Annotated in this window: 13 protein-coding genes; 1 reads left to right on the forward strand and 12 read right to left on the reverse strand. The window is 60.4% G+C overall.

The genetic code is table 11. The annotated features are described in order from the left end of the window. Positions 1-25: 25 nt before the first annotated feature. The 6 genes from rpsJ to RSO67_RS05720 all read right to left on the reverse strand — a co-directional run bounded on the left by rpsJ (position 26) and on the right by RSO67_RS05720 (position 5,743). Entirely contained in the window at positions 26-334 is a 309-nt protein-coding gene (gene rpsJ / locus RSO67_RS05695; RefSeq protein ID WP_013166261.1) for a 30S ribosomal protein S10, read from the reverse strand. A gap of 83 nt (positions 335-417) precedes the next feature. After that, positions 418-1,608: an elongation factor Tu gene (gene tuf, locus RSO67_RS05700; protein ID WP_315842708.1), complete on the reverse strand. Its 1,191-nt coding sequence runs from the start codon at positions 1,606-1,608 to the stop codon at positions 418-420. A gap of 39 nt (positions 1,609-1,647) precedes the next feature. Continuing rightward, the gene (gene fusA / locus RSO67_RS05705) at positions 1,648-3,720 is read right to left on the reverse strand and encodes an elongation factor G (protein WP_315842709.1); all 2,073 of its coding nucleotides are present in this window, start codon (positions 3,718-3,720) and stop codon (positions 1,648-1,650) included. Positions 3,721-3,751: 31 nt separating this feature from the next. Further along, on the reverse strand, positions 3,752-4,222 hold the full coding sequence (gene rpsG / locus RSO67_RS05710) for a 30S ribosomal protein S7 (RefSeq protein ID WP_068731502.1): 471 nt from the start codon (positions 4,220-4,222) through the stop codon (positions 3,752-3,754). A gap of 15 nt (positions 4,223-4,237) precedes the next feature. Further along, complete coding sequence (gene rpsL, locus RSO67_RS05715; protein ID WP_068731626.1) at positions 4,238-4,609, reverse strand: 30S ribosomal protein S12; 372 nt, start codon at positions 4,607-4,609, stop codon at positions 4,238-4,240. Positions 4,610-5,344: 735 nt separating this feature from the next. Then, positions 5,345-5,743 carry a RidA family protein gene (locus tag RSO67_RS05720; RefSeq protein WP_175365590.1) on the reverse strand — a complete coding sequence of 133 codons (399 nt, stop codon included), beginning with the start codon at positions 5,741-5,743 and terminating at the stop codon, positions 5,345-5,347. 135 nt (positions 5,744-5,878) lie between these two features. Here RSO67_RS05720 and RSO67_RS05725 point away from each other — a divergent pair, with 135 nt between their 5' ends. Beyond that, positions 5,879-6,451, forward strand: a complete 573-nt coding sequence (locus RSO67_RS05725) for a TetR/AcrR family transcriptional regulator (RefSeq protein WP_315842710.1) — start codon at positions 5,879-5,881, stop codon at positions 6,449-6,451. Positions 6,452-6,476: 25 nt separating this feature from the next. Here RSO67_RS05725 and RSO67_RS05730 read toward each other — a convergent pair whose 3' ends face one another. The 6 genes from RSO67_RS05730 to rplJ all read right to left on the reverse strand — a co-directional run bounded on the left by RSO67_RS05730 (position 6,477) and on the right by rplJ (position 20,769). Then, positions 6,477-8,507 carry an ABC transporter ATP-binding protein gene (locus RSO67_RS05730; protein ID WP_315842711.1) on the reverse strand — a complete coding sequence of 677 codons (2,031 nt, stop codon included), beginning with the start codon at positions 8,505-8,507 and terminating at the stop codon, positions 6,477-6,479. Positions 8,508-8,631: 124 nt separating this feature from the next. Next, complete coding sequence (locus RSO67_RS05735) at positions 8,632-10,686, reverse strand: FAD-dependent oxidoreductase (RefSeq protein WP_315842712.1); 2,055 nt, start codon at positions 10,684-10,686, stop codon at positions 8,632-8,634. A gap of 267 nt (positions 10,687-10,953) precedes the next feature. Further along, the gene (gene rpoC, locus RSO67_RS05740) at positions 10,954-15,153 is read right to left on the reverse strand and encodes a DNA-directed RNA polymerase subunit beta' (RefSeq protein WP_315842713.1); all 4,200 of its coding nucleotides are present in this window, start codon (positions 15,151-15,153) and stop codon (positions 10,954-10,956) included. Between the two features lie 125 nt (positions 15,154-15,278). Beyond that, positions 15,279-19,394 (reverse strand): DNA-directed RNA polymerase subunit beta, encoded by a 4,116-nt coding sequence (rpoB, locus tag RSO67_RS05745; RefSeq protein WP_315842714.1) that lies wholly within the window; start codon positions 19,392-19,394, stop codon positions 15,279-15,281. Between the two features lie 427 nt (positions 19,395-19,821). Then, complete coding sequence (gene rplL / locus RSO67_RS05750) at positions 19,822-20,196, reverse strand: 50S ribosomal protein L7/L12 (RefSeq protein ID WP_315842715.1); 375 nt, start codon at positions 20,194-20,196, stop codon at positions 19,822-19,824. A 54-nt stretch (positions 20,197-20,250) separates the two neighbouring features. Then, a complete protein-coding gene (rplJ, locus tag RSO67_RS05755; protein ID WP_315842716.1) occupies positions 20,251-20,769 on the reverse strand; it encodes a 50S ribosomal protein L10 in 519 nt (172 codons plus the stop codon). Between the last annotated feature and the right edge of the window lie 7 nt (positions 20,770-20,776).

Here is a 20,776-nt window from a genome sequence, read left to right on the forward strand (position 1 = left end):
GTTTGACCGGACGGGACCTAAATACTTAGAGCTTGATCTCGACGTCGACACCGGCGGCCAGGTCGAGCTTCATCAAAGCATCGACTGTCTGCGGGGTCGGATCGACGATATCGAGAAGACGCTTATGAGTGCGCATCTCGAACTGCTCGCGGCTCTTCTTGTCGACGTGCGGCGAACGGTTGACCGTGAACTTCTCGATGCGCGTCGGCAGCGGGATTGGTCCACGGACCTGTGCACCCGTGCGCTTCGCGGTGCTTACGATCTCACGGGTCGATGCATCGAGGATACGATGATCGAACGCCTTGAGACGAATGCGGATATTCTGGCCGTTCATTGCCGTGTCTTTCTTTGAAAGCGAATGGTTGTTGCGAGTAGCGAGTAGCGAGACCCGCTACTCACGACTTCCTGTTCGCGTCCTTACTCGATGATGCTCGCGACGACGCCAGCACCGACGGTGCGGCCGCCTTCACGGATGGCGAAGCGCAGCTTCTCTTCCATCGCGATCGGCACGATCAGGTGCACTTCCATGGCAATGTTGTCGCCCGGCATCACCATTTCGGTGCCTTCCGGCAGATGAACCACACCGGTTACGTCGGTGGTGCGGAAGTAGAACTGCGGACGGTAGTTGGTGAAGAACGGCGTGTGACGGCCACCCTCTTCCTTGGTCAGAATGTAGGCCTCGGCCTTGAACTTGGTGTGCGGCTTCACCGAACCCGGCTTGCACAGCACCTGGCCGCGCTCGACGTCTTCACGCTTGGTGCCGCGCAGCAGCGCGCCGATGTTGTCGCCGGCCTGGCCCTGATCGAGCAGCTTGCGGAACATTTCAACGCCGGTGCAGATCGTCTTCTGCGTGGCGCGGATGCCGACGATTTCGATTTCCTCGCCGACCTTGACGATGCCGCGCTCGACGCGGCCGGTCACGACCGTACCACGGCCCGAGATCGAGAACACGTCTTCCACCGGCATCAGGAACGGCTGATCAACCGGACGCTCCGGCTGCGGGATGTAGCTGTCGACGTTCTTCATCAGTTCGAGAATGGCGTCGTGGCCGAGCTTAACGTCCGAGTTTTCGAGAGCGGCTAGTGCCGAACCCTTGACGATCGGAATGTCGTCGCCCGGGAAGTCGTACTTCGAGAGCAGTTCGCGGACTTCCATTTCCACGAGCTCGAGCAGCTCCGGATCGTCGACCATGTCGCACTTGTTCAGGAACACGACCAGCGCCGGAACGCCGACCTGACGGGCGAGCAGGATGTGCTCGCGGGTCTGCGGCATCGGGCCGTCGGCAGCCGACACGACCAGGATCGCGCCGTCCATCTGCGCGGCACCCGTGATCATGTTCTTCACATAGTCGGCGTGGCCGGGGCAGTCGACGTGGGCATAGTGGCGGTTGGCGGTCTCGTATTCGACGTGCGCGGTCGAAATGGTGATGCCGCGGGCCTTTTCCTCAGGCGCCTTGTCGATCTGGTCGTAAGCGGTGAACGTCGCACCACCCGACTCTGCCAGCACCTTCGTGATCGCCGCTGTCAGCGACGTCTTGCCGTGGTCAACGTGACCGATCGTACCAATATTGCAGTGCGGCTTGTTACGTTCAAATTTTGCTTTGGCCATGACTCTCTCCGTTTAGTCGTCAACTGTCGCTAACGACAATCAGGCAAACTTCTTCTGGACTTCTGCCGACACATTGGCCGGCGCTTCCGCGTAGTGATCGAATGACATCGAGAACGTTGCACGACCCTGGCTCATCGAGCGCAGCGTGTTCACGTAACCGAACATGTTCATGAGCGGCACCATCGCGTTGATGACGTTGGCGTTGCCGCGCATGTCCTGACCCTGGATCTGACCGCGCCGCGAGTTCAAGTCGCCGATGACCGAACCGGTGTAGTCTTCCGGGGTCACGCATTCGACCTTCATGATCGGCTCGAGCAGAACGGACTTGCCCTTCTGCAGCGCGTCGCGAAGTGCCGCGCGCGAAGCAATTTCGAAGGCCAGTGCCGACGAGTCGACGTCGTGATAGGCGCCGTCAACCAGCTGGACATGAACGTCGACCACGGGGAAGCCCGCGACCACGCCCGAGGTCATGACGCTGTTGAGACCCTTTTCGACGCCGGGGATGTATTCCTTCGGAACCGAACCACCGACGACCTTGGATTCGAACACGAAGCCCGACCCCGGCTCGCCCGGCTCGACCACGAACTTGACGCGGGCGAACTGGCCGGTACCACCGGTCTGCTTCTTGTGGGTGTAGTCGACTTCAGCGCGCTTCGTGATCTTCTCACGGAACGCCACCTGCGGTGCGCCGATATTCGCATCGACCTTGTAGGTACGGCGCAGAATGTCGACCTTGATGTCGAGATGGAGTTCGCCCATGCCCTTCAGGATGGTCTGGCCGGACTCGTGGTCGGTCGACACGCGGAACGACGGATCTTCCGCAGCGAGCTTCGCCAGAGCAACGCCCAGCTTTTCCTGGTCGGCCTTGGACTTCGGCTCGATCGCGATTTCGATCACCGGCTCCGGGAATTCCATGCGCTCGAGAATGACCTGCTTGTCCGGATCGCAAAGCGTATCACCGGTGCGGGCTTCCTTGAGGCCAGCCAGAGCGACGATGTCGCCGGCAAAGGCTTCCTTGATGTCTTCACGGTTGTTCGCATGCATCAACAGCATGCGGCCGATACGTTCTTTCTTCTCACGGGTCGAGTTCACGACACCGGTGCCGCTCTGCAGAACACCCGAATAGATGCGGCAGAACGTGATGGTACCGACGAACGGATCGTCCATGATCTTGAATGCGAGCAGAGCCAGCGGCTCCTTGTCGTCTGCCTTGCGGAGGATCTCGTTACCGTCTTCGTCCGTGCCCTTGATGGCAGGAACGTCAACCGGCGACGGCAGATAATCGACAACCGCGTCGAGCAAAGGCTGCACGCCCTTGTTCTTGAAGGCCGAGCCGCAGAGAACCGGATAGAACGCGCCAGTCAGCACGGCCTTACGGATCAAACGCTTGAGGGTCGCCTCGTCCGGCTCGGTGCCGTCGAGGTAAGCAGCCATCGCGTCGTCGTCGAGTTCAACGGCGGCTTCGAGCAGCTTCTCGCGATATTCCTTGGCCTTCTCGAGCAGGTCAGCCGGAATGTCGACGGTTTCGTACTTCGCGCCGAGCGCTTCGTTGTTCCAGATATAGGCCTTCATGATCACAAGATCGATCATGCCCACGAAGTCGTTCTCCGCGCCGATCGGCAGCTGGATCGCAACGGGCTTCGCGCCGAGACGGTCGATGATGTCCTGAAGGCACTTGTAGAAGTCAGCGCCGGTCTTATCCATCTTGTTCGCGAAAACGATCCGCGGAACCTTGTACTTGTCGCCCTGACGCCAGACGGTTTCGGTCTGCGGCTCGACGCCCTGGTTGGAGTCGAGAACGCATACAGCGCCGTCGAGCACACGCAGCGAACGCTCGACTTCAATCGTGAAGTCGACGTGGCCGGGGGTGTCGATAATGTTCAGGCGGTGGCCGTTCCAGAATGCAGTGGTGGCAGCGGACGTGATGGTGATGCCACGCTCCTGCTCCTGCTCCATCCAATCCATCGTCGCGGCACCTTCGTGCACTTCGCCGATTTTGTGGCTCTTGCCGGTGTAATAGAGGATGCGCTCGGTCGTTGTCGTCTTACCGGCATCGATATGCGCCATGATACCGAAGTTACGGTAGTCCTCAATGGCATGTACGCGAGGCATGGGATGTTCCTTAAATTCCGGAGTTTCGCCGTTACCAGCGATAATGCGAGAATGCGCGGTTGGCTTCCGCCATCTTGTGCACGTCTTCCCGCTTCTTCACGGCGTTACCACGGTTGTTCGACGCATCGAGCAGCTCAGCCGAGAGACGCTCGGTCATGGTCTTCTCGTTGCGAGCGCGCGCAGCGGTGATCAGCCAGCGAATGCCCAGCGCCTGGCGCCGAATGCTGCGGACTTCAACCGGCACCTGATAGGTAGCGCCACCGACGCGACGCGAACGAACCTCGATCGTCGGCATCACATTTTCCAAAGCCTGCTCGAACACGCCGAGCGGACCCTGCTTGGTCTTCGCTTCGATCATTTCGAAAGCACCGTAAACGATGGTTTCGGCGGCAGACTTCTTGCCGTCATACATGATCGAATTCATGAACTTGGTGACGATGACGTTCCCGAACTTCGGATCCGGGTTAACTTCACGCTTTTCAGCTGAATGGCGACGAGACATCGATCAGACCCCGGCTTACTTCGGACGCTTCGCGCCGTACTTCGAACGACGCTGCTTACGGTTCTTGACGCCCTGGGTATCCAGCACGCCGCGGAGGATGTGGTAACGCACGCCGGGCAAATCCTTGACGCGACCGCCGCGGATCATGACCACGGAGTGCTCCTGAAGGTTATGACCTTCACCCGGAATGTAACCGATGACTTCGAAGCCATTGGTCAGACGCACCTTGGCAACCTTACGAAGCGCCGAGTTCGGCTTCTTCGGAGTCGTCGTGTAGACGCGCGTGCAAACGCCGCGCTTCTGCGGCGACTGCTGCAGCGCAGGAACCTTCTTGCGCGACTTCTGAATTGCGCGCGGAGTAGCGATCAGCTGGTTGATCGTCGGCATGTCAGCCTTCACCCTTTAGTTCGCTCGAAGCCGTAACGGCTTCCTCAAAATCACTCGGAGCAACCTGCCCCACGGTTCGCATCACGTGAAAAGCTTCACGCAAAACGAAATCACGCCAACCATTCATTGCTGAACGGAAAGCGCTTAACGCCACAGAGGACCGCGATCATGACCGCCAGACTTACGTCTTTAGGTCTGCACCGAGGTCATGCATTCGAATTTAATCTCAAGAGAGAAGTCTCTCAGGAGACAAACGTCGTTTTGGCATTGCCTTGATATAGCGACAGCGTTTGAGCTTCTTGGTCGAGGTTGGTGCCCGATTAGCTCCGAAAAGCCGATTGGGTGATCCGTTCCGACACTGGCGAAGCTCACCGCCTGTCGTTGAATGGCCGGGTTGTATCCGCAGGGGATACCCAAGTCAACAACAAAGCGCGATGAAAGAAACGCTTCTCGCACTGCATCTTCTAGCATGTGGATCATGACAGAACATACGCGATTTCGACGCCCGCCATGTCATCCACGAAAGAATCCGCGACTCGGATTCGTTGCAGTTTGATGAAAGAGAATCGCCTGGGTTGCGGATTTTTTGCGCCCTGCCCCGCCGACCCGCATCCGATGCAAACCGTATCGTGTCCCGAATCGACACACCGGGCAGCGGCCGATCAGGAGCAAATGTTACCGGAGCGTCGAGTGGAGCGGTACGCCGCCGCTCATTCGACGCCCACGGTCAGCCAATCAGGCGGATGCAGGGAGGCGTGCGATGACCTTGATCTCGAAATCGAAGCCCGCGAGCCAGTTGACCCCGACCGCGGTCCAGTTCGGGTAAGGCGGCTCGCCAATCACGGCCAATCGGACGGCATTGACCGCCGCGAACTGGGTGGCCGGGTCGGTGTGGAAGGTGGTGACGTCGACCACGTCGTCGAATGTGCAACCTGCAGCCTTCAGCACGGCCGCGAGGTTATCGAATGCCAGCTGGACCTGCTTTTCGAAGACCGGCTCCGGCGAGCCGTCTTCCCGGCTGCCGACCTGGCCCGAGACAAACAGGAGGTCGCCCGAGCGTATCGCCGCCGAATACCGGTTGATCTCGTAAAGCGCCTGCCGGCCGGCCGGGAAAATCGCGTCGCGTTTGGTCATGGTGTCAGTCCTTGTTCAGAGATTATATACGCCTCGTATGTCAGCATAATCTGACATACGCCACGTATGTCAATATACATACAGCGCGTATGTTATTTTGCGAAGATGACAGTGGTCGCGAGACGACGAGCGGAAATGGTGGAGGAAACCCGGGCCAAACTCATCCGGGCGGCCCGGACGGCTTTCGCCGCCAAAGGCTATGCGGCGGCATCGATGGACGATCTGACCGCCGAAGCCGGCCTGACGCGCGGCGCGCTCTATCACAACTTCGGCGACAAGAAGGGTTTGCTGCAGGCCGTCATCGATCAGATCGACTCGGAAATGTTGGCGCGCATGCGCGCTGCCCGCGGTCAGGCTGACACCGCATGGGACGGGTTTCTCAACGAAGGCGTCGCCTATATCGAAATGTCCCTCGAGCCGGAGATCCAGCGCATCATGCTGCTGGACGGCCCCGCCGTGCTCGGCGATCCCTCGCAATGGCCGAACCAGACGGCGTGTCTGCGCACGACAACACAGGCGATTCAACGGCTGATCGACGATGGAACGGTCAAGCCTGTCGATGCCGAAGCGGCAGCCCGTCTGATCAATGGCGCGGCGCTCAACGCCGCCCTCTGGATCGCTGCCGCCGACGATCCCCACGCGGTTCTTACGAAAGCTGTCGAGGCTTTCCGCCAGCTCGCGGCGGGCTTGCTGCGAACGGCGGGATGACCGCCTCGCGCATTGTCAGATGCGCTCACTCGTCGTCGTCATCCTCGTCATCATCATCGTCGTTGGCTGATGACCTGTGCCGCTGGTCGTCCCAGAGCTGGCGATAGGTACCGTTCAGCGCCAGCAGCTCCTTGTGCGAGCCGCGCTCGATCGCCTTGCCGCCATTGATGACGATGATTTCGTCCATATCCACCACGGCGGCCAGCCGGTGCGTCGACGAAATCAGGGTGCGGCCCTTGGCGAGTTTGAACAGCGTCTTGTTGAGCGCCGCCTCGGTTGTCTGGTCGAGGGCGGATGTCGCCTCATCCAGCAGGAGCACCGACGGATTGCGGACGACAGCCCGCGCGATCGCAATGCGCTGGCGTTGGCCGCCGGATAGCGTATCGCCGCGTTCACCGACCTGCGTATCGTATTTGTCTGGCAGGCTCATGATGTAGCGATGGATCTCGGCCTTGCGTGCCGCCTGCTCGACTTCCTCGTCGGTGGCGCCTTCCTTGCCGAGCCGGATGTTCTCGCGGATCGACATGTTGAACAGCATGTTCTCCTGGAACACCACGGCCATGTGTCCGCGCAGGGACTCGCGCGTGATCTTGCGGATATCGACGCCGTCAATGGTCACCCTGCCCTCGTCCGGCACATAGAGCCGCAGGATCAGGTTGAGCAGCGTGCTCTTGCCGGAACCTGACGGGCCGACAATGGCGACGGTCTTGCCGACATTGATCTTGAGGCTGAGATTGTCGAGCACTGGCTGCTGGCTGTTCTCATACTTGAACGAGACGCGATCGAACGTGATGTCGTTGACGATGCGCGGCAGCTCCGGTGAGCCCGGCTTGTCGGCACCGCGGGTGGGCTCGTCGAGCATCTCCTCCATGTGCCGCACGGCCGCGGCCGCCTGGATCGACACCGGGATGAAATGCATCACATGGGCGATGTTGTAGGACACCTCCCAGAACGCGCTTTCGAAGGTGACGAAGGTACCGACGGTAATCTGGCCCTTGGTGGCGAGATAGGCGCCGATCGCCAGCACCACCAAATGCAGCAACAACACCGAGACGGTGACCGAGCGCTCGACCATGGTCGACAGGAAGGTCGCCGCCGCAATCCTGTCGCGCGTTTCGTTATTGCGTAGCCGGAACCAGCCCATGGTACGCCGCTGCAGGCTGAAGGCCTTGATCACCGCCTGTGCCGCGATGTTTTCCTGCACCATACCGAGCACTGAAGCTTCGCTGAGCTTCTGGTCGTAATTGGCCTGCACGGCCTTCGGCGTCAGGATGCGCGGGCCGATCAGCGTGATCGGGAAAATCAGTAGCGCGACGGCGGCCAGCTGCCAGTTCAGATACAGCATCAGCCCGATGCCGGCGATCAGTTCGAGGAACGGCAGCAATGCGCTGTTGGCGAAACTCTTGATGGCCGTCTCGAAAGACGACAGATCGATCGAGAAGCGGGACAGGATCTCGCCGCGCTTGGTGCGGGCGAAATAGGCCGACGGCAGATCCTGCACGTGATCGAACAGGCGTGAGCGGACGTCCGTGATGATTGAGGCTGCCAGTTTGGCGTCCCAGCGCTCGTACCAGATCGCAACGATCGACGTGACAATGCCGGCGACCGCCAGCACCGACAGGATCTTGAACAGCGCGTCGAAGTCTTCCTCGCCGAGCGCGTCGTCGATCAGATATTTGAGGCTGAGCGGCATGATGACGTTGAACAGCGTCTCGACCAGAACGCCGAAGCCAACGAAGCCAAGCAGCTTGCGGTACTTGCCGAGCAACGGCCGCGTGAAACGATAGACCGTTCCGAATGCGCCGGCCGCCTCGCGCGCGGTGAAGACGACGAGTTCCTCGTCATCATCGTCATCGAGCTCGTCGTCTTCATCCTCGTCGTCATCATCGACGGCGGGCTTGGCTTTTGCCGTCTTCTCGACAGCCGGCGGTTTCGTGCTGGGAACCGCAGCGGCGGCAGCGCCAACTGGGAGCGCAAACTTGTCATCGAGCGGCGTGGCCGGCTCGGCCGCGTTCTTGTCGTCAGATGGAGGCTTTGGAGGTGGCTTCGACGCCATGGAACGAACCGTTGCTGCACGGTCTTCGACCGCAAGAATCAATGAAGCGGCCCGGACAGCCACGGCAATGATCCTATGCGATCAGAATGTCCTCGGCAAAGCAACCAAGGGCGGATGCCAAAGATCAATCCTCGGCATCGACCTTGTCGAAGAACGAGTAACGCAGGCTGTCCGCGTCGGCATACCAATGGCCCGGCCCCTTGCCGGCGGCCAGTGTCGCTTCCCACACCGCCTCGGTGCAGTCGCGGCGATGCATCGACAGGTCGAAGCCGTTGCCGAAGAACAGTTCCGACCACTCCCACCAGGTGCCGAGCTTCTTGACGCCGCGCAGCAGGTCGTAGCGATCGATCACCGCCGGCGCCATGTCGGACGTGACCGAACCGAACACGAGGCCGGTCTTCACCACGCGGTTGAGCTCCTGCACCGCCGTCACCACCTGCTTGTCGCTCACGTGACACAGGCTGGTCTCGAACACGAAATCGAACTGCCCGGCCTTGAAGGGCAGATCGGTGATCGAGCCGAGCTTGTTGAACTTCTGCAGCGCCTTTGGCGTCCTGGCGTGGATCGCCTTGTTATTCTCGACACCCCAGGCGTCGATCCCCCTGGCACGCAGCGCGCCGACCAGTTCGCCTGATGCCGAGCCGGCAACCAGCAGCTTGTAGCCCTTGGCGCGGCCCCAGACGATCTTGATGAGATTTGTCAGATACGCCGGATCGGTGAACTGGCTCCAGACTTCGCTATAAGGGCCGACACCGCGATAGTTCTGGAAATAGTCGCGATCGATCTTGTCGGAGATCGTCGTGCCATTCTGACCCTGCGCACGGCGCAGGCGCATCATCTCGGTGAGGATAATGTCGGTGGCGGCATCGGAGGAGTCGAGCAGACCATTGAGCGTGGAGTCGAACAGATAGTCGCCGACCACGACGAGACCCGGGTGCTCCTTCGGCTCCGGCCGGTGATTGGTCATGACATCGCGCACCGGCATGCCGCCAGGGATCGCATTGACGGACGACAGCCAGCGATGGATCTTGCCTTCCAGCAGATGCGCACGCGCATCGCCAAACGAGGCTGGCAACGACTTCAGCGCGGCATCAATCAACTCATCGTCTGTGAGGTTGGCAAAGGCCAGCGCGTCGGAGCCTGGCACCAGCCAGTTCAGCACGCCGTGCTTGCCGACATCGTGGCGCGCGCCCTCGTTATAGACACAGCAGCCGCCGAAGGCTTCGGACATGAACCAGGCACCGGGAATCTGCTCGCCCCAGAACGGCGTATCGAACAGCAGCGAGATCCGCAGATAATGCGCCGGGCGGTCGAAGTAAGAGACATGCTTGACCATCGACTTGCGCAGCTGCTCGCCGTCCCAGCGCATGGTCGCCAGCCATGAATGCGGCAGGCACATCACCACGAGATCGAAATCGCGGGTGTCCGGCCCCTTGCCGTTCATCATGTCGAGCTGATAGCGGCCCTGCTCGGTCTTGCCGACCTTGAGCACACGGTGATTGAGCCGGATGTCGGCATCGACTTCCGACTGCAGGCAGGAGATCAGCTGCTCGTTGCCGTTCTGGATCGAATAGAGGCCGATATAGCCATCGACATCCATCACGAAGTTCTTCAGCGCATTGAGGCCGTTGGTGTTGTGTGTCTCGGTCGCGATGTCGGAGCGCGCCATCACCTTCAGGAAGCGCTTGGCAATGGGATCGCTAACTTCCTTATCAAGCAGCTCCTCGGCATTAATCCATGCCCAGGGGTGTTCGTTGTCGTGCGAACCGACGCCTTCGTAATATTCGATCGGCGACACCATGCTCGCGCACTTCTTGCGAAACGCCTCGATCGCCGCTGCAGTCTTCGGGCCGTACTTCTTGCGCATGCCTGGCACGTCGTTGAGCAGCTCGCCGTCGAGCTGCACCTGCTCGGCATCCATCGGAATGGTCTGCAGGCCGAAATGCTGGATCAGCTCACGCAGCGGATCCGGCCCTGTCATCGAGTAATCGTAGATTTCCGCAACGCCAGCTTCGTACATGGCTGGCGCTGTATCGAACTTGCGTGTGAGAATCTTGCCACCGACGCGGTCGGACGCTTCGTAGATGGTGACACGACAGAGATCGCCGAGCTTCTTCTTGAGATACCAGGCGCTCATCAGGCCGCCTGGACCACCACCAACAATTGCAAGATCAAGCATAGGTTTCTTTCACGCGTCGTGTTTGCCGGCGGCAATATCCGGCAATGGTCGATGTAACGTATTCCCAGCCAAAGCGGAATCCGCTGACGCTGCAAGGCTGGCCCGTCGACCCCGTCGACTCGCGCTAACCCCCTCCAAGTGAAAACATTTTTCAGCTGAAGGAAAGATGAACAAAAGCATGTAGTGCGCCGCAACACACGTCAGACGCGAAAAAGGCCGGCTTTCGCCGGCCTTTTCCATGGCATTGATGTGATCTGCAGTGACCGATTACTCGGCCGACGGCAGCATCAGCGGTTCTTCTGCCGGAGCCGACGGCACGATAGCCGCCTGCTTCTCGCGCTCGTCGAGGATCATCTTGTCGCGCTTCATTGCGACTTCGCGGATCTTCGCCATCGAGGCGCCGGTACCGGCCGGGATCAGGCGGCCGACAATGACGTTTTCCTTGAGGCCTTCGAGCGGGTCCACCTTGCCGTTGACGGCAGCTTCGGTGAGCACGCGCGTGGTCTCCTGGAACGACGCTGCCGAGAAGAACGAACGGGTCTGCAAGCTGGCCTTGGTGATGCCCAGCAGCACAGGGTTTCCGGTCGCGATCTTCTTGCCTTCTTCCTTCGCCTTCAGGTTCAGCGCGTCGAACTCGATCTTGTCGATCTGCTCGCCCGAGATCATGTCGGTCTCGCCCTGATCGGTGATCTCGACCTTCTGCAGCATCTGACGGACAATCACTTCGATGTGCTTGTCGTTGATGAGCACGCCCTGCAACCGGTAAACTTCCTGGATTTCGTTGACCAGATAGGCAGCGAGTTCCTCGATGCCCTTGATCGCCAGAATGTCGTGCGGCGCCGGATTGCCTTCGACGATGTAATCGCCCTTTTCGACGATGTCGCCGTCCTGCAGATGGATCTGCTTGCCCTTCGGAATGAGGTACTCGCGGGTCTCCTCGTTCTTGTCGAGCGGCTCGATCGAGATGCGACGCTTGTTCTTGTAGTCGCGTCCAAAGCGGATGGTGCCGCCAATTTCCGCGATGATCGCCGCGTCCTTCGGCTTGCGCGCCTCGAACAGTTCGGCCACCCGCGGCAGACCGCCGGTGATGTCACGCGTCTTCGCGCTTTCCATCGAGACACGGGCAAGAATGTCACCCGAGGTCACCTTGGCATCGACGTCGACCGACAGAATGGCGTCGGGCGACAGCATGTAACGGGCATCGCCGCCACGTGCGAGCTTGAGGACCTTGCCGTCCTTGCCCTTGATGACGATGGCCGGACGCAGATCCGCACCGCCACGCGACGAACGCCAATCGGTAACGACGCGCTTGGCGATACCGGTCGACTCGTCGAGCGTTTCCGCAATCGACTGGCCGTCGACCAGGTCCTCGAACCCGATCGTGCCGTCGACTTCGGTCAGCAGCGGACGGGAATACGGATCCCATTCCGCGATGCGCTGGCCACGCTTGATCATGTCGCCGTTGGCCACGTGAACGCGAGCGCCGTACTGGATACGGTACGTCGCACGCTCGGTGCCATCGGCGTCAGAGATGGCGATGACCATGTTGCGCACCATTGCAACCATGTGGCCTTCGCCGTTCTTGGCGATGTTCTCGTTCTTGATCGTGATCTTGCCGTCGAAGTTCGACTCGATCACCGACTGCTCGTTGAGCTGCGCCGCACCGCCGATGTGGAAGGTACGCATCGTCAGCTGCGTACCGGGCTCGCCGATCGACTGCGCCGCGATGACGCCGACGGCCTCACCGTGGTTGACGGGCGTGCCGCGGGCCAGATCGCGGCCGTAGCAGGTGCCGCAGATGCCGTTGACCAGTTCGCAAGTCAGAGCCGAACGGATCTTCACTTCCTGGATGCCGGCCTGCTGGAGCAGATCGACGTCCTTCTCTTCCATCAGCGTGTTGCGCTTGATCAGCACCTTGTTGGTCGCGGGATCGCGAATGTCTTCGCAGGCCGAACGACCCAGGATACGCGACGCCAGCGATGCGACCACCGAACCGGAGTCGATGATGGCGCGCATCTTGATGCCGAGATTGGTGCCGCAATCGGTCTGCGTGATGATGCAGTCCTGCGCCACGTCGACGAGACGGCGGGTCAGATAGCCCGAGTTCGCGGTCTTCAACGCGGTGTCCGCGAGGCCCTTACGAGCGCCGTGGGTCGAGTTGAAGTATTCGAGAACCGACAGACCTTCCTTGAAGTTCGAGATGATCGGCGTTTCGATGATCTCGCCCGACGGCTTGGCCATCAGGCCGCGCATACCACCGAGCTGACGCATCTGGGCCGGCGAACCACGGGCACCGGAATGCGCCATCATGTAGATCGAGTTGATCTGGGCTTCTTCACCCGCCGCATTCCTCTTCACCGAGGAGATTTCTTTCATCATCTCCTTGGCGACTTCTTCACCCGCCTTCGACCAGGCGTCGACGACCTTGTTGTACTTCTCACCGTGGGTGATCAGGCCGTCATTGTACTGCTGTTCGAAGTCCTTCGCGAACGCACGGGTGGCGTCGACGATCTTCCACTTCGAACCCGGCACGACCATGTCGTCCTTGCCGAACGAGATGCCGGCCTTGAACGCGTTGTAGAAGCCGAGCGCCATGATGCGATCGCAGAAGATCACGGTCTCTTTCTGACCGCAGTGACGGTAGACCTGATCGATGACGCCCGAGATTTCTTTCTTGGTCATCAGCTTGTTGATGACGTCGAAAGGCATCTTCGGCGACTTCGGCAGAACCTGACCGAGCATCGCACGACCGGCAGTGGTTTCCACCATGCGCGTGACCGGCTTGCCGTCCGCGTCGAGACCGGACCAGCTGTATTTGATCTTGGTGTGGAGGTGGATGACCTTCGCATGCAGCGCATGCTCGATCTCCGCCATCTCACGATACAGCTTGTTTTCGCCCGGGAGACCCGCACGCATGGTCGACAGGTAGTACAGACCCAGCACGATGTCCTGCGACGGCACGATGATCGGCTGACCGTTCGCGGGATGCAGGATGTTGTTGGTCGACATCATCAGGACGCGCGCTTCCAGCTGCGCTTCAAGCGACAGCGGAACGTGCACGGCCATCTGGTCGCCGTCGAAGTCGGCGTTGAAGGCCGAGCAGACCAGCGGATGCAGCTGGATCGCCTTGCCTTCGATCAGCACCGGCTCGAACGCCTGGATGCCCAGACGATGCAGCGTCGGCGCGCGGTTCAGCAGCACGGGATGCTCGCGAATGACCTCGTCGAGAATATCCCAGACCTCGGGACGTTCTTTTTCAACGAGCTTCTTCGCCTGCTTCACCGTGGTGGACAGACCCTTGGCGTCGAGACGCGAATAGATGAACGGCTTGAACAGTTCGAGCGCCATCTTCTTCGGCAGGCCGCACTGATGCAAACGCAGTTCCGGACCGACGACGATGACCGAACGGCCCGAATAGTCGACGCGCTTGCCGAGCAGGTTCTGACGGAAACGACCCTGCTTGCCCTTCAACATGTCGGCCAGCGACTTCAGCGGACGCTTGTTGGCGCCGGTGATGACACGGCCACGGCGGCCGTTGTCGAACAGTGCGTCGACGGCCTCCTGCAGCATGCGCTTTTCGTTGCGGATGATGATGTCCGGCGCGCGGAGCTCCATCAGACGCTTCAAGCGGTTGTTACGGTTGATGACGCGGCGATACAGATCGTTCAGATCCGACGTCGCGAAGCGGCCGCCATCCAGCGGCACCAGCGGACGCAGATCCGGCGGGATCACCGGCACCACCGTGAGGATCATCCATTCCGGCTTGTTGCCGGAATAGCGGAAGGCCTCGACGATCTTCAGGCGCTTGGCGAGCTTCTTGTGCTTGATGTCGGATTCGGTCTCCTTCATCTCGACGCGCAGCTGCTCGTCGAGCTTCTCAAGCTCCAGACCCTTCAACAGTTCACGGATCGCCTCGGCACCGATCATCGCGGTGAACGAGTCCTGGCCGTATTCGTCCTGCGCCTTCAGATACTCTTCTTCAGACAGCAGCTGACGGTCCTTAAGCGCGGTGAGACCCGGCTCGAGAACGACGTAGTATTCAAAGTACAGGATGCGCTCGAGATCCTTGAGCGTCATGTCCAGCAACTGGCCGATGCGCGACGGCAGCGACTTCAGGAACCAGATATGCGCAACCGGAGCGGCCAGTTCGATATGACCCATGCGCTCGCGTCTGACGCGCGACAAGGTCACTTCGACCGAGCACTTCTCGCAGATGATGCCCTTGTACTTCATGCGCTTGTACTTGCCGCACAAGCACTCGTAATCCTTGATGGGCCCGAAGATGCGGGCGCAGAACAGGCCGTCGCGCTCGGGCTTGAAGGTACGGTAATTGATGGTTTCCGGCTTCTTGATCTCGCCGTAGGACCACGACAGAATCTTCTCCGGGGACGCAATCGAGATCCGGATCTGGTCGAAGACCTGAGCCGGAGTCGTCGGATTGAAGAGATTCATAATTTCTTGGTTCATCGTCTTCTCCTCGCGTGCCGATCGCCATCAGCAGCAAATTCGAAATTCTTTAGAGCCACACACCCTGCCTCACGTCCCGGCTGGGTGCGGACGCCCGGCCATCAGGCCGGGCGTAACGCTTGTTCTTACTCGGCAGCTTCGGAGGTCGGCCCCGGCAGCTTGGAATTGTGCAGGTCGACGTTGAGGCCGAGCGAGCGCATTTCCTTGACCAGCACGTTGAACGATTCCGGGATACCGGCCTCGAACGTGTCGTCGCCGCGCACGATCGCCTCGTAGACCTTGGTACGGCCTGCGACGTCGTCCGACTTCACCGTCAGCATTTCCTGGAGCGTGTACGCCGCGCCGTAAGCCTCGAGCGCCCACACTTCCATTTCACCGAAGCGCTGACCGCCGAACTGCGCCTTACCACCCAGCGGCTGCTGCGTGACGAGCGAGTACGGACCGATCGAACGCGCGTGGATCTTGTCGTCCACGAGATGGTGAAGCTTGAGCATGTAGATGTAGCCCACGGTCACCTTGCGATCGAACTGGTCGCCGGTCCGGCCGTCATAGACGGTGGACTGACCGGATGCGTCGAAGCCAGCCATCTTCAACATCTCTTCGATGTCGGCTTCCTTCGCACCGTCGAACACCGGCGTCGCAATCGGCACGCCGGGCTTCAGGTTACGCGCCAGTTCAAGCAGCTCGGTGTCGTTCAGCGACTTGATGACTTCGTCTTCGCCGTAAACCTTCTTCAGGGTGTCGCGCAGCGGCTTCAGATCCTGCTTCTGGTAGTAGGCGTCGATGGTCTGACCGATCTTCTTGCCCATGCCTGCGCAGGCCCAGCCAAGATGCGTCTCCAAGATCTGACCGACGTTCATGCGCGATGGCACGCCGAGCGGGTTCAGCACGATGTCCGCATGCGTACCGTCTTCAAGGAACGGCATGTCTTCGATCGGAACGATCTTCGACACCACGCCCTTGTTGCCGTGACGTCCGGCCATCTTGTCGCCGGGCTGAATCTTGCGCTTCACCGCGACGAAGACCTTGACCATCTTCATCACGCCTGGCGGCAGTTCGTCGCCACGCTGCAACTTCTCGACCTTGTCGAGGAAGCGCTGTTCAAGGCCCTTCTTCGACTCGTCGTACTGCTTCCGCATCGCTTCGATTTCGGTCATCAGCTTGTCGTTTGCGGTGGCGAACATCCACCACTGCGACCGCGGATTCTCGTCGAGCACGGCGCGCGTGATCTTGCCGTCCTTCTTGAAGCCCTTCGGACCGGCGATGCCGACCTTGTTCTCCAGAAGATCAGCCAGACGGCCGTAGACGTTACGATCCAGGATGGCCTGTTCGTCGTCACGGTCCTTGGCGAGACGTTCGATTTCTTCCCGCTCGATCGCCAGAGCACGTTCGTCCTTGTCGACGCCGTGCCGGTTGAACACGCGGACTTCGACGATCGTGCCCTGCACGCCCGGAGGCACGCGGAGCGAGGTATCGCGAACGTCCGACGCCTTTTCACCGAAGATGGCGCGCAGAAGCTTTTCTTCCGGCGTCATCGGGCTTTCGCCCTTCGGCGTGATCTTGCCGACCAGGATGTCACCGGCGCGTACTTCGGCGCCGATATAGACGATGCCGGCTTCGTCGAGGTTCTTCAGCGCTTCTTCCGACACGTTCGGAATGTCGCGAGTGATTTCCTCAGGGCCGAGCTTGGTGTCGCGGGCCATGACTTCGAATTCCTCGATGTGGATCGAGGTGAAGACGTCTTCCTTCACGATCCGCTCCGAGAGGAGGATCGAGTCTTCGAAGTTGTAGCCATTCCACGGCATGAACGCGACGAGCACGTTACGGCCGAGTGCGAGTTCACCGAGATCGGTCGACGGACCGTCGGCAATGATGTCGCCCTTGCGAATGACGTCGCCAACCTTCACCAGCGGACGCTGGTTGATACAGGTCGACTGGTTCGAACGCTGGTACTTCATCAGGCGATAGATATCGACGCCCGACTTGGTCGGATCGAGATCTTCGGTCGCACGGATAACCACGCGAGTTGCGTCGATCTGGTCGATGACACCCGAACGGCGGGCAGCGATCGCAGCACCGGAGTCGCGGGCCACGACGGCTTCCATGCCGGTACCGACGAACGGCGCTTCAGCGCGCACCAGAGGCACAGCCTGACGCTGCATGTTCGAGCCCATCAGCGCGCGGTTGGCGTCGTCGTTCTCGAGGAACGGGATCAGCGCCGCAGCGACCGAAACGAGCTGCTTCGGCGACACGTCCATGTAGTCGACCTTGTCGGCCGGCAGCGGCAACACGTCACCGGCGTGACGGCAGATCACCATGTCTTCGGTGAACTTGCCCTTGGCGTCGAGCGACACGTTCGCCTGCGCGACCGAATAGCGGCCCTCTTCCATCGCGCTGAGGTACACGACCTCATCGGTGACGCGACCGTCCTTGACCTTGCGGTAAGGGGTCTCGACGAAGCCGTACTTGTTGACGCGCGCGAAGGTGGCGAGCGAGTTGATCAGACCGATGTTCGGGCCTTCCGGCGTCTCGATCGGGCAGATACGGCCGTAATGGGTCGGATGGACGTCGCGGACTTCGAAGCCGGCGCGCTCGCGGGTCAGACCGCCCGGTCCAAGCGCCGAGAGACGACGCTTGTGGGTGATTTCCGAGAGCGGGTTGGTCTGGTCCATGAACTGCGACAGCTGCGACGAACCGAAGAACTCGCGCACCGCGGCAGCCGCGGGCTTCGCGTTGATCAGGTCCTGCGGCATCACGGTGTCGATGTCGACGGACGACATACGTTCCTTGATGGCGCGTTCCATGCGCAGCAGGCCGACGCGATACTGATTTTCCATCAGCTCGCCCACCGAACGCACACGGCGGTTGCCGAGATGGTCGATGTCGTCGATTTCGCCCTTGCCGTCGCGCAGATCCACCAGCGTCTTGATGACGGCCAGGATGTCTTCCTTGCGCAGCGTGCGATGAGTGTCCGGCGCGTCGAGTTCGAGGCGCATGTTCATCTTCACGCGGCCCACGGCCGAGAGGTCGTAGCGCTCACTGTCGAAGAACAGCGACTGGAACATGTTCTGCGCGGATTCGAGCGTCGGCGGCTCGCCCGGACGCATCACGCGATAGATGTCGAACAGCGCGTCTTCACGCGTCAAGTTCTTGTCTGCCGAGAGCGTGTTGCGGATATAGGCACCGATGTTGACGTGGTCGATGTCGAGCAGCGGGAGTTCCTTGTAGCCCTCCTCGTTCAGCGCCTTCAGCGACTTCTCGGTGATCTCCTCGCCGGCTTCGGCGTAGATTTCACCGGTCTTCACGTTGACGAGGTCCTCGGCGAGATAGTTGCCGACCAACTCTTCATCGGTCAGACGCAGCGCCTTGAGGCCCTTCTCGGCGAGCTGACGGGCAGCGCGCACGGTGAGCTTCTTGCCGGCTTCGAGCACGACCTTGCCGGTGTCGGCATCGATCAGGTCGTTGACGGTGGAGTAGCCACGGAAACGGGTGGCATCGAACGGAACGCGCCAGCCTTCCTTGATCTTCTTGAACTGGATCTTCTTGTAGAACGTCGAGAGGATTTCCTCGCCGTCCAGACCCAGCGCAAACATCAGCGACGTCACCGGAATCTTGCGGCGACGGTCGATACGCGCGAACACGATGTCCTTGGCGTCGAATTCGATGTCGAGCCAGGAGCCGCGATACGGGATCACGCGGGCGGCGAACAGCAGCTTGCCCGACGAATGGGTCTTGCCCTTGTCGTGGTCGAAGAACACGCCCGGCGAACGATGCATCTGCGAAACGATGACGCGCTCGGTGCCGTTGACGACGAAGGTGCCGTTCATGGTCATGAGCGGGATATCGCCCATGTAGACGTCCTGCTCCTTGATGTCCTTGACGGACTTGGCGCCGGTTTCTTCGTCGATATCGAACACGATCAGGCGCAGCGTCACCTTCAGCGGCGCAGCATAGGTCATGCCGCGCTGACGGCACTCATCAACGTCATATTTCGGCGGCTCGAATTCGTAGCGCACGAATTCCAGCATCGAGGTGCCCGAGAAATCCGAGATCGGAAACACCGAACGGAAAACAGCCTGCAGACCTTCGTCGAGGCGACCGCCGGTCGGCTCATCGACCATCAGGAACTGGTCGTAGGACGCCTTCTGAACCTCGATGAGGTTCGGCATCTCTGCGACTTCTTTAATATGACCGAAGAACTTGCGAACGCGCTTGCGACCTGTGAACGTCTGCTGACCCATCGTGGCCTCTCATTGCGTCGCCCGAAAGGGGCGAACCTTCCAGAGCGCGACTGCCATCGCCTCCGGGTTGAATTTCCAAGAACGCCCCGAATTCGGCGCTCAACATGAGGAACAAAATCCCCCTCCTGAGCATTTGAATCGCAGAACGCAAAACGACGTGCGCGATGCCCGACTGCATCTCGCCCGTCCAAACCGTCTAGCTACGGACCGAAAAGCCCGAAATTGCCTGTCTCCCAACGGCTTAACCAGAGGCGTCGCCGCTCCTGCTGTCAGACCGCGTTTTCGTGCTGCCGTCCCGATATGGGATGGCAATCATGGAGATTCGAGGGTGGTTCCCAGCGCATCCCCACACATTCCTGTGTAGTACATCGGGTTCCCGTTCGAAGAGCGGCCAAGAAAGCCGCTCCTCGAGGGAACCCAAAGGGTCTTACTTGAGCTCGACCTTGGCGCCAGCCTTCTCGAGCTGAGCCTTGATCTTTTCGGCTTCGTCCTTGGCAACGCCTTCCTTGAGGGGCTTCGGCGCACCTTCGACCAGGTCCTTGGCTTCCTTGAGGCCAAGACCCGTGATCGCACGGACTTCCTTGATGACTTCGATCTTCTTGTCGCCTGCGGCGGCGAGAACGACAGTGAAGTCGGTCTTTTCTTCAACTGCGGCGGCACCGGCACCAGCAGCCGGACCAGCAACTGCAACAGCAGCAGCAGCCGAAACGCCCCACTTTTCTTCGAGCATCTTGGCGAGGTCGGCAGCTTCGAGCACGGTCAGGCTCGAGAGATCGTCAACGATTTTCTGTAGGTCAGCCATTGTCTATTTCCTTAAGCGTATTTGGTTCGAACCAGGGTTTGAATGCGAAGGGCGTCAGGCCGCTTCGCTCTTTGAGGCATAAGCCTGAACAACACGCGCGAGCTTCGCCGCGGGAGCTGTCGAGAGCTGAGCGATCTTGGTCGCCGGCGCCACAAGGAGGCCGAGGATCTTCGCGCGCAGTTCGTCGAGCGAGGGCAGCGCGGCCAGAGCCTTGACGCTGTCGACGTTCAGGACGGTTTTACCCATCGAGCCGCCAAGGATGATGAACTTCTCGTTCGCCTTGGCAAATTCGACGGCAACCTTCGGTGCCGCTACCGGATCGTCCGAGGTGGCGATCACAGTCGGGCCCTTCAACAGGGAACCGATGGCAGCAACATCCGTGCCTTCAAGAGCAATTTTGGCGAGACGGTTCTTCGAGACCTTCACCGAGGCGCCGGCCAGCTTCATCTGCGAACGCAGATTCTGCATCTGGGCAACGGTGAGGCCGGAATAATGGGCGACGACCGCAACGCTGGTGGTCTTGAAGACCCCGTTCAGCGCGTCGACCGCGTCCTTTTTAGCCGCTCTTTCCACAGCAAGC

The sequence above is a fragment of the Tardiphaga sp. 709 genome (assembly GCF_032401055.1).
GTDB lineage: Bacteria > Pseudomonadota > Alphaproteobacteria > Rhizobiales > Xanthobacteraceae > Tardiphaga.

What these genes read in the sequence shown, in the direction of transcription:
- RSO67_RS05725 (WP_315842710.1), top strand. Translation starts at nt 5,879, where the DNA reads ATGGTGGAGGAAACCCGGGCCAAACTCATCCGGGCGGCCCGGACGGCT.
- tuf (WP_315842708.1), bottom strand. Translation starts at nt 1,608, where the DNA reads ATGGCCAAAGCAAAATTTGAACGTAACAAGCCGCACTGCAATATTGGT.
- rpsL (WP_068731626.1), bottom strand. Translation starts at nt 4,609, where the DNA reads ATGCCGACGATCAACCAGCTGATCGCTACTCCGCGCGCAATTCAGAAG.
- fusA (WP_315842709.1), bottom strand. Translation starts at nt 3,720, where the DNA reads ATGCCTCGCGTACATGCCATTGAGGACTACCGTAACTTCGGTATCATG.
- RSO67_RS05735 (WP_315842712.1), bottom strand. Translation starts at nt 10,686, where the DNA reads ATGCTTGATCTTGCAATTGTTGGTGGTGGTCCAGGCGGCCTGATGAGC.
- RSO67_RS05730 (WP_315842711.1), bottom strand. Translation starts at nt 8,507, where the DNA reads ATGGCGTCGAAGCCACCTCCAAAGCCTCCATCTGACGACAAGAACGCG.
- rpsG (WP_068731502.1), bottom strand. Translation starts at nt 4,222, where the DNA reads ATGTCTCGTCGCCATTCAGCTGAAAAGCGTGAAGTTAACCCGGATCCG.
- rplL (WP_315842715.1), bottom strand. Translation starts at nt 20,196, where the DNA reads ATGGCTGACCTACAGAAAATCGTTGACGATCTCTCGAGCCTGACCGTG.
- rpoB (WP_315842714.1), bottom strand. Translation starts at nt 19,394, where the DNA reads ATGGGTCAGCAGACGTTCACAGGTCGCAAGCGCGTTCGCAAGTTCTTC.
- RSO67_RS05720 (WP_175365590.1), bottom strand. Translation starts at nt 5,743, where the DNA reads ATGACCAAACGCGACGCGATTTTCCCGGCCGGCCGGCAGGCGCTTTAC.
- rpsJ (WP_013166261.1), bottom strand. Translation starts at nt 334, where the DNA reads ATGAACGGCCAGAATATCCGCATTCGTCTCAAGGCGTTCGATCATCGT.
- rpoC (WP_315842713.1), bottom strand. Translation starts at nt 15,153, where the DNA reads ATGAACCAAGAAATTATGAATCTCTTCAATCCGACGACTCCGGCTCAG.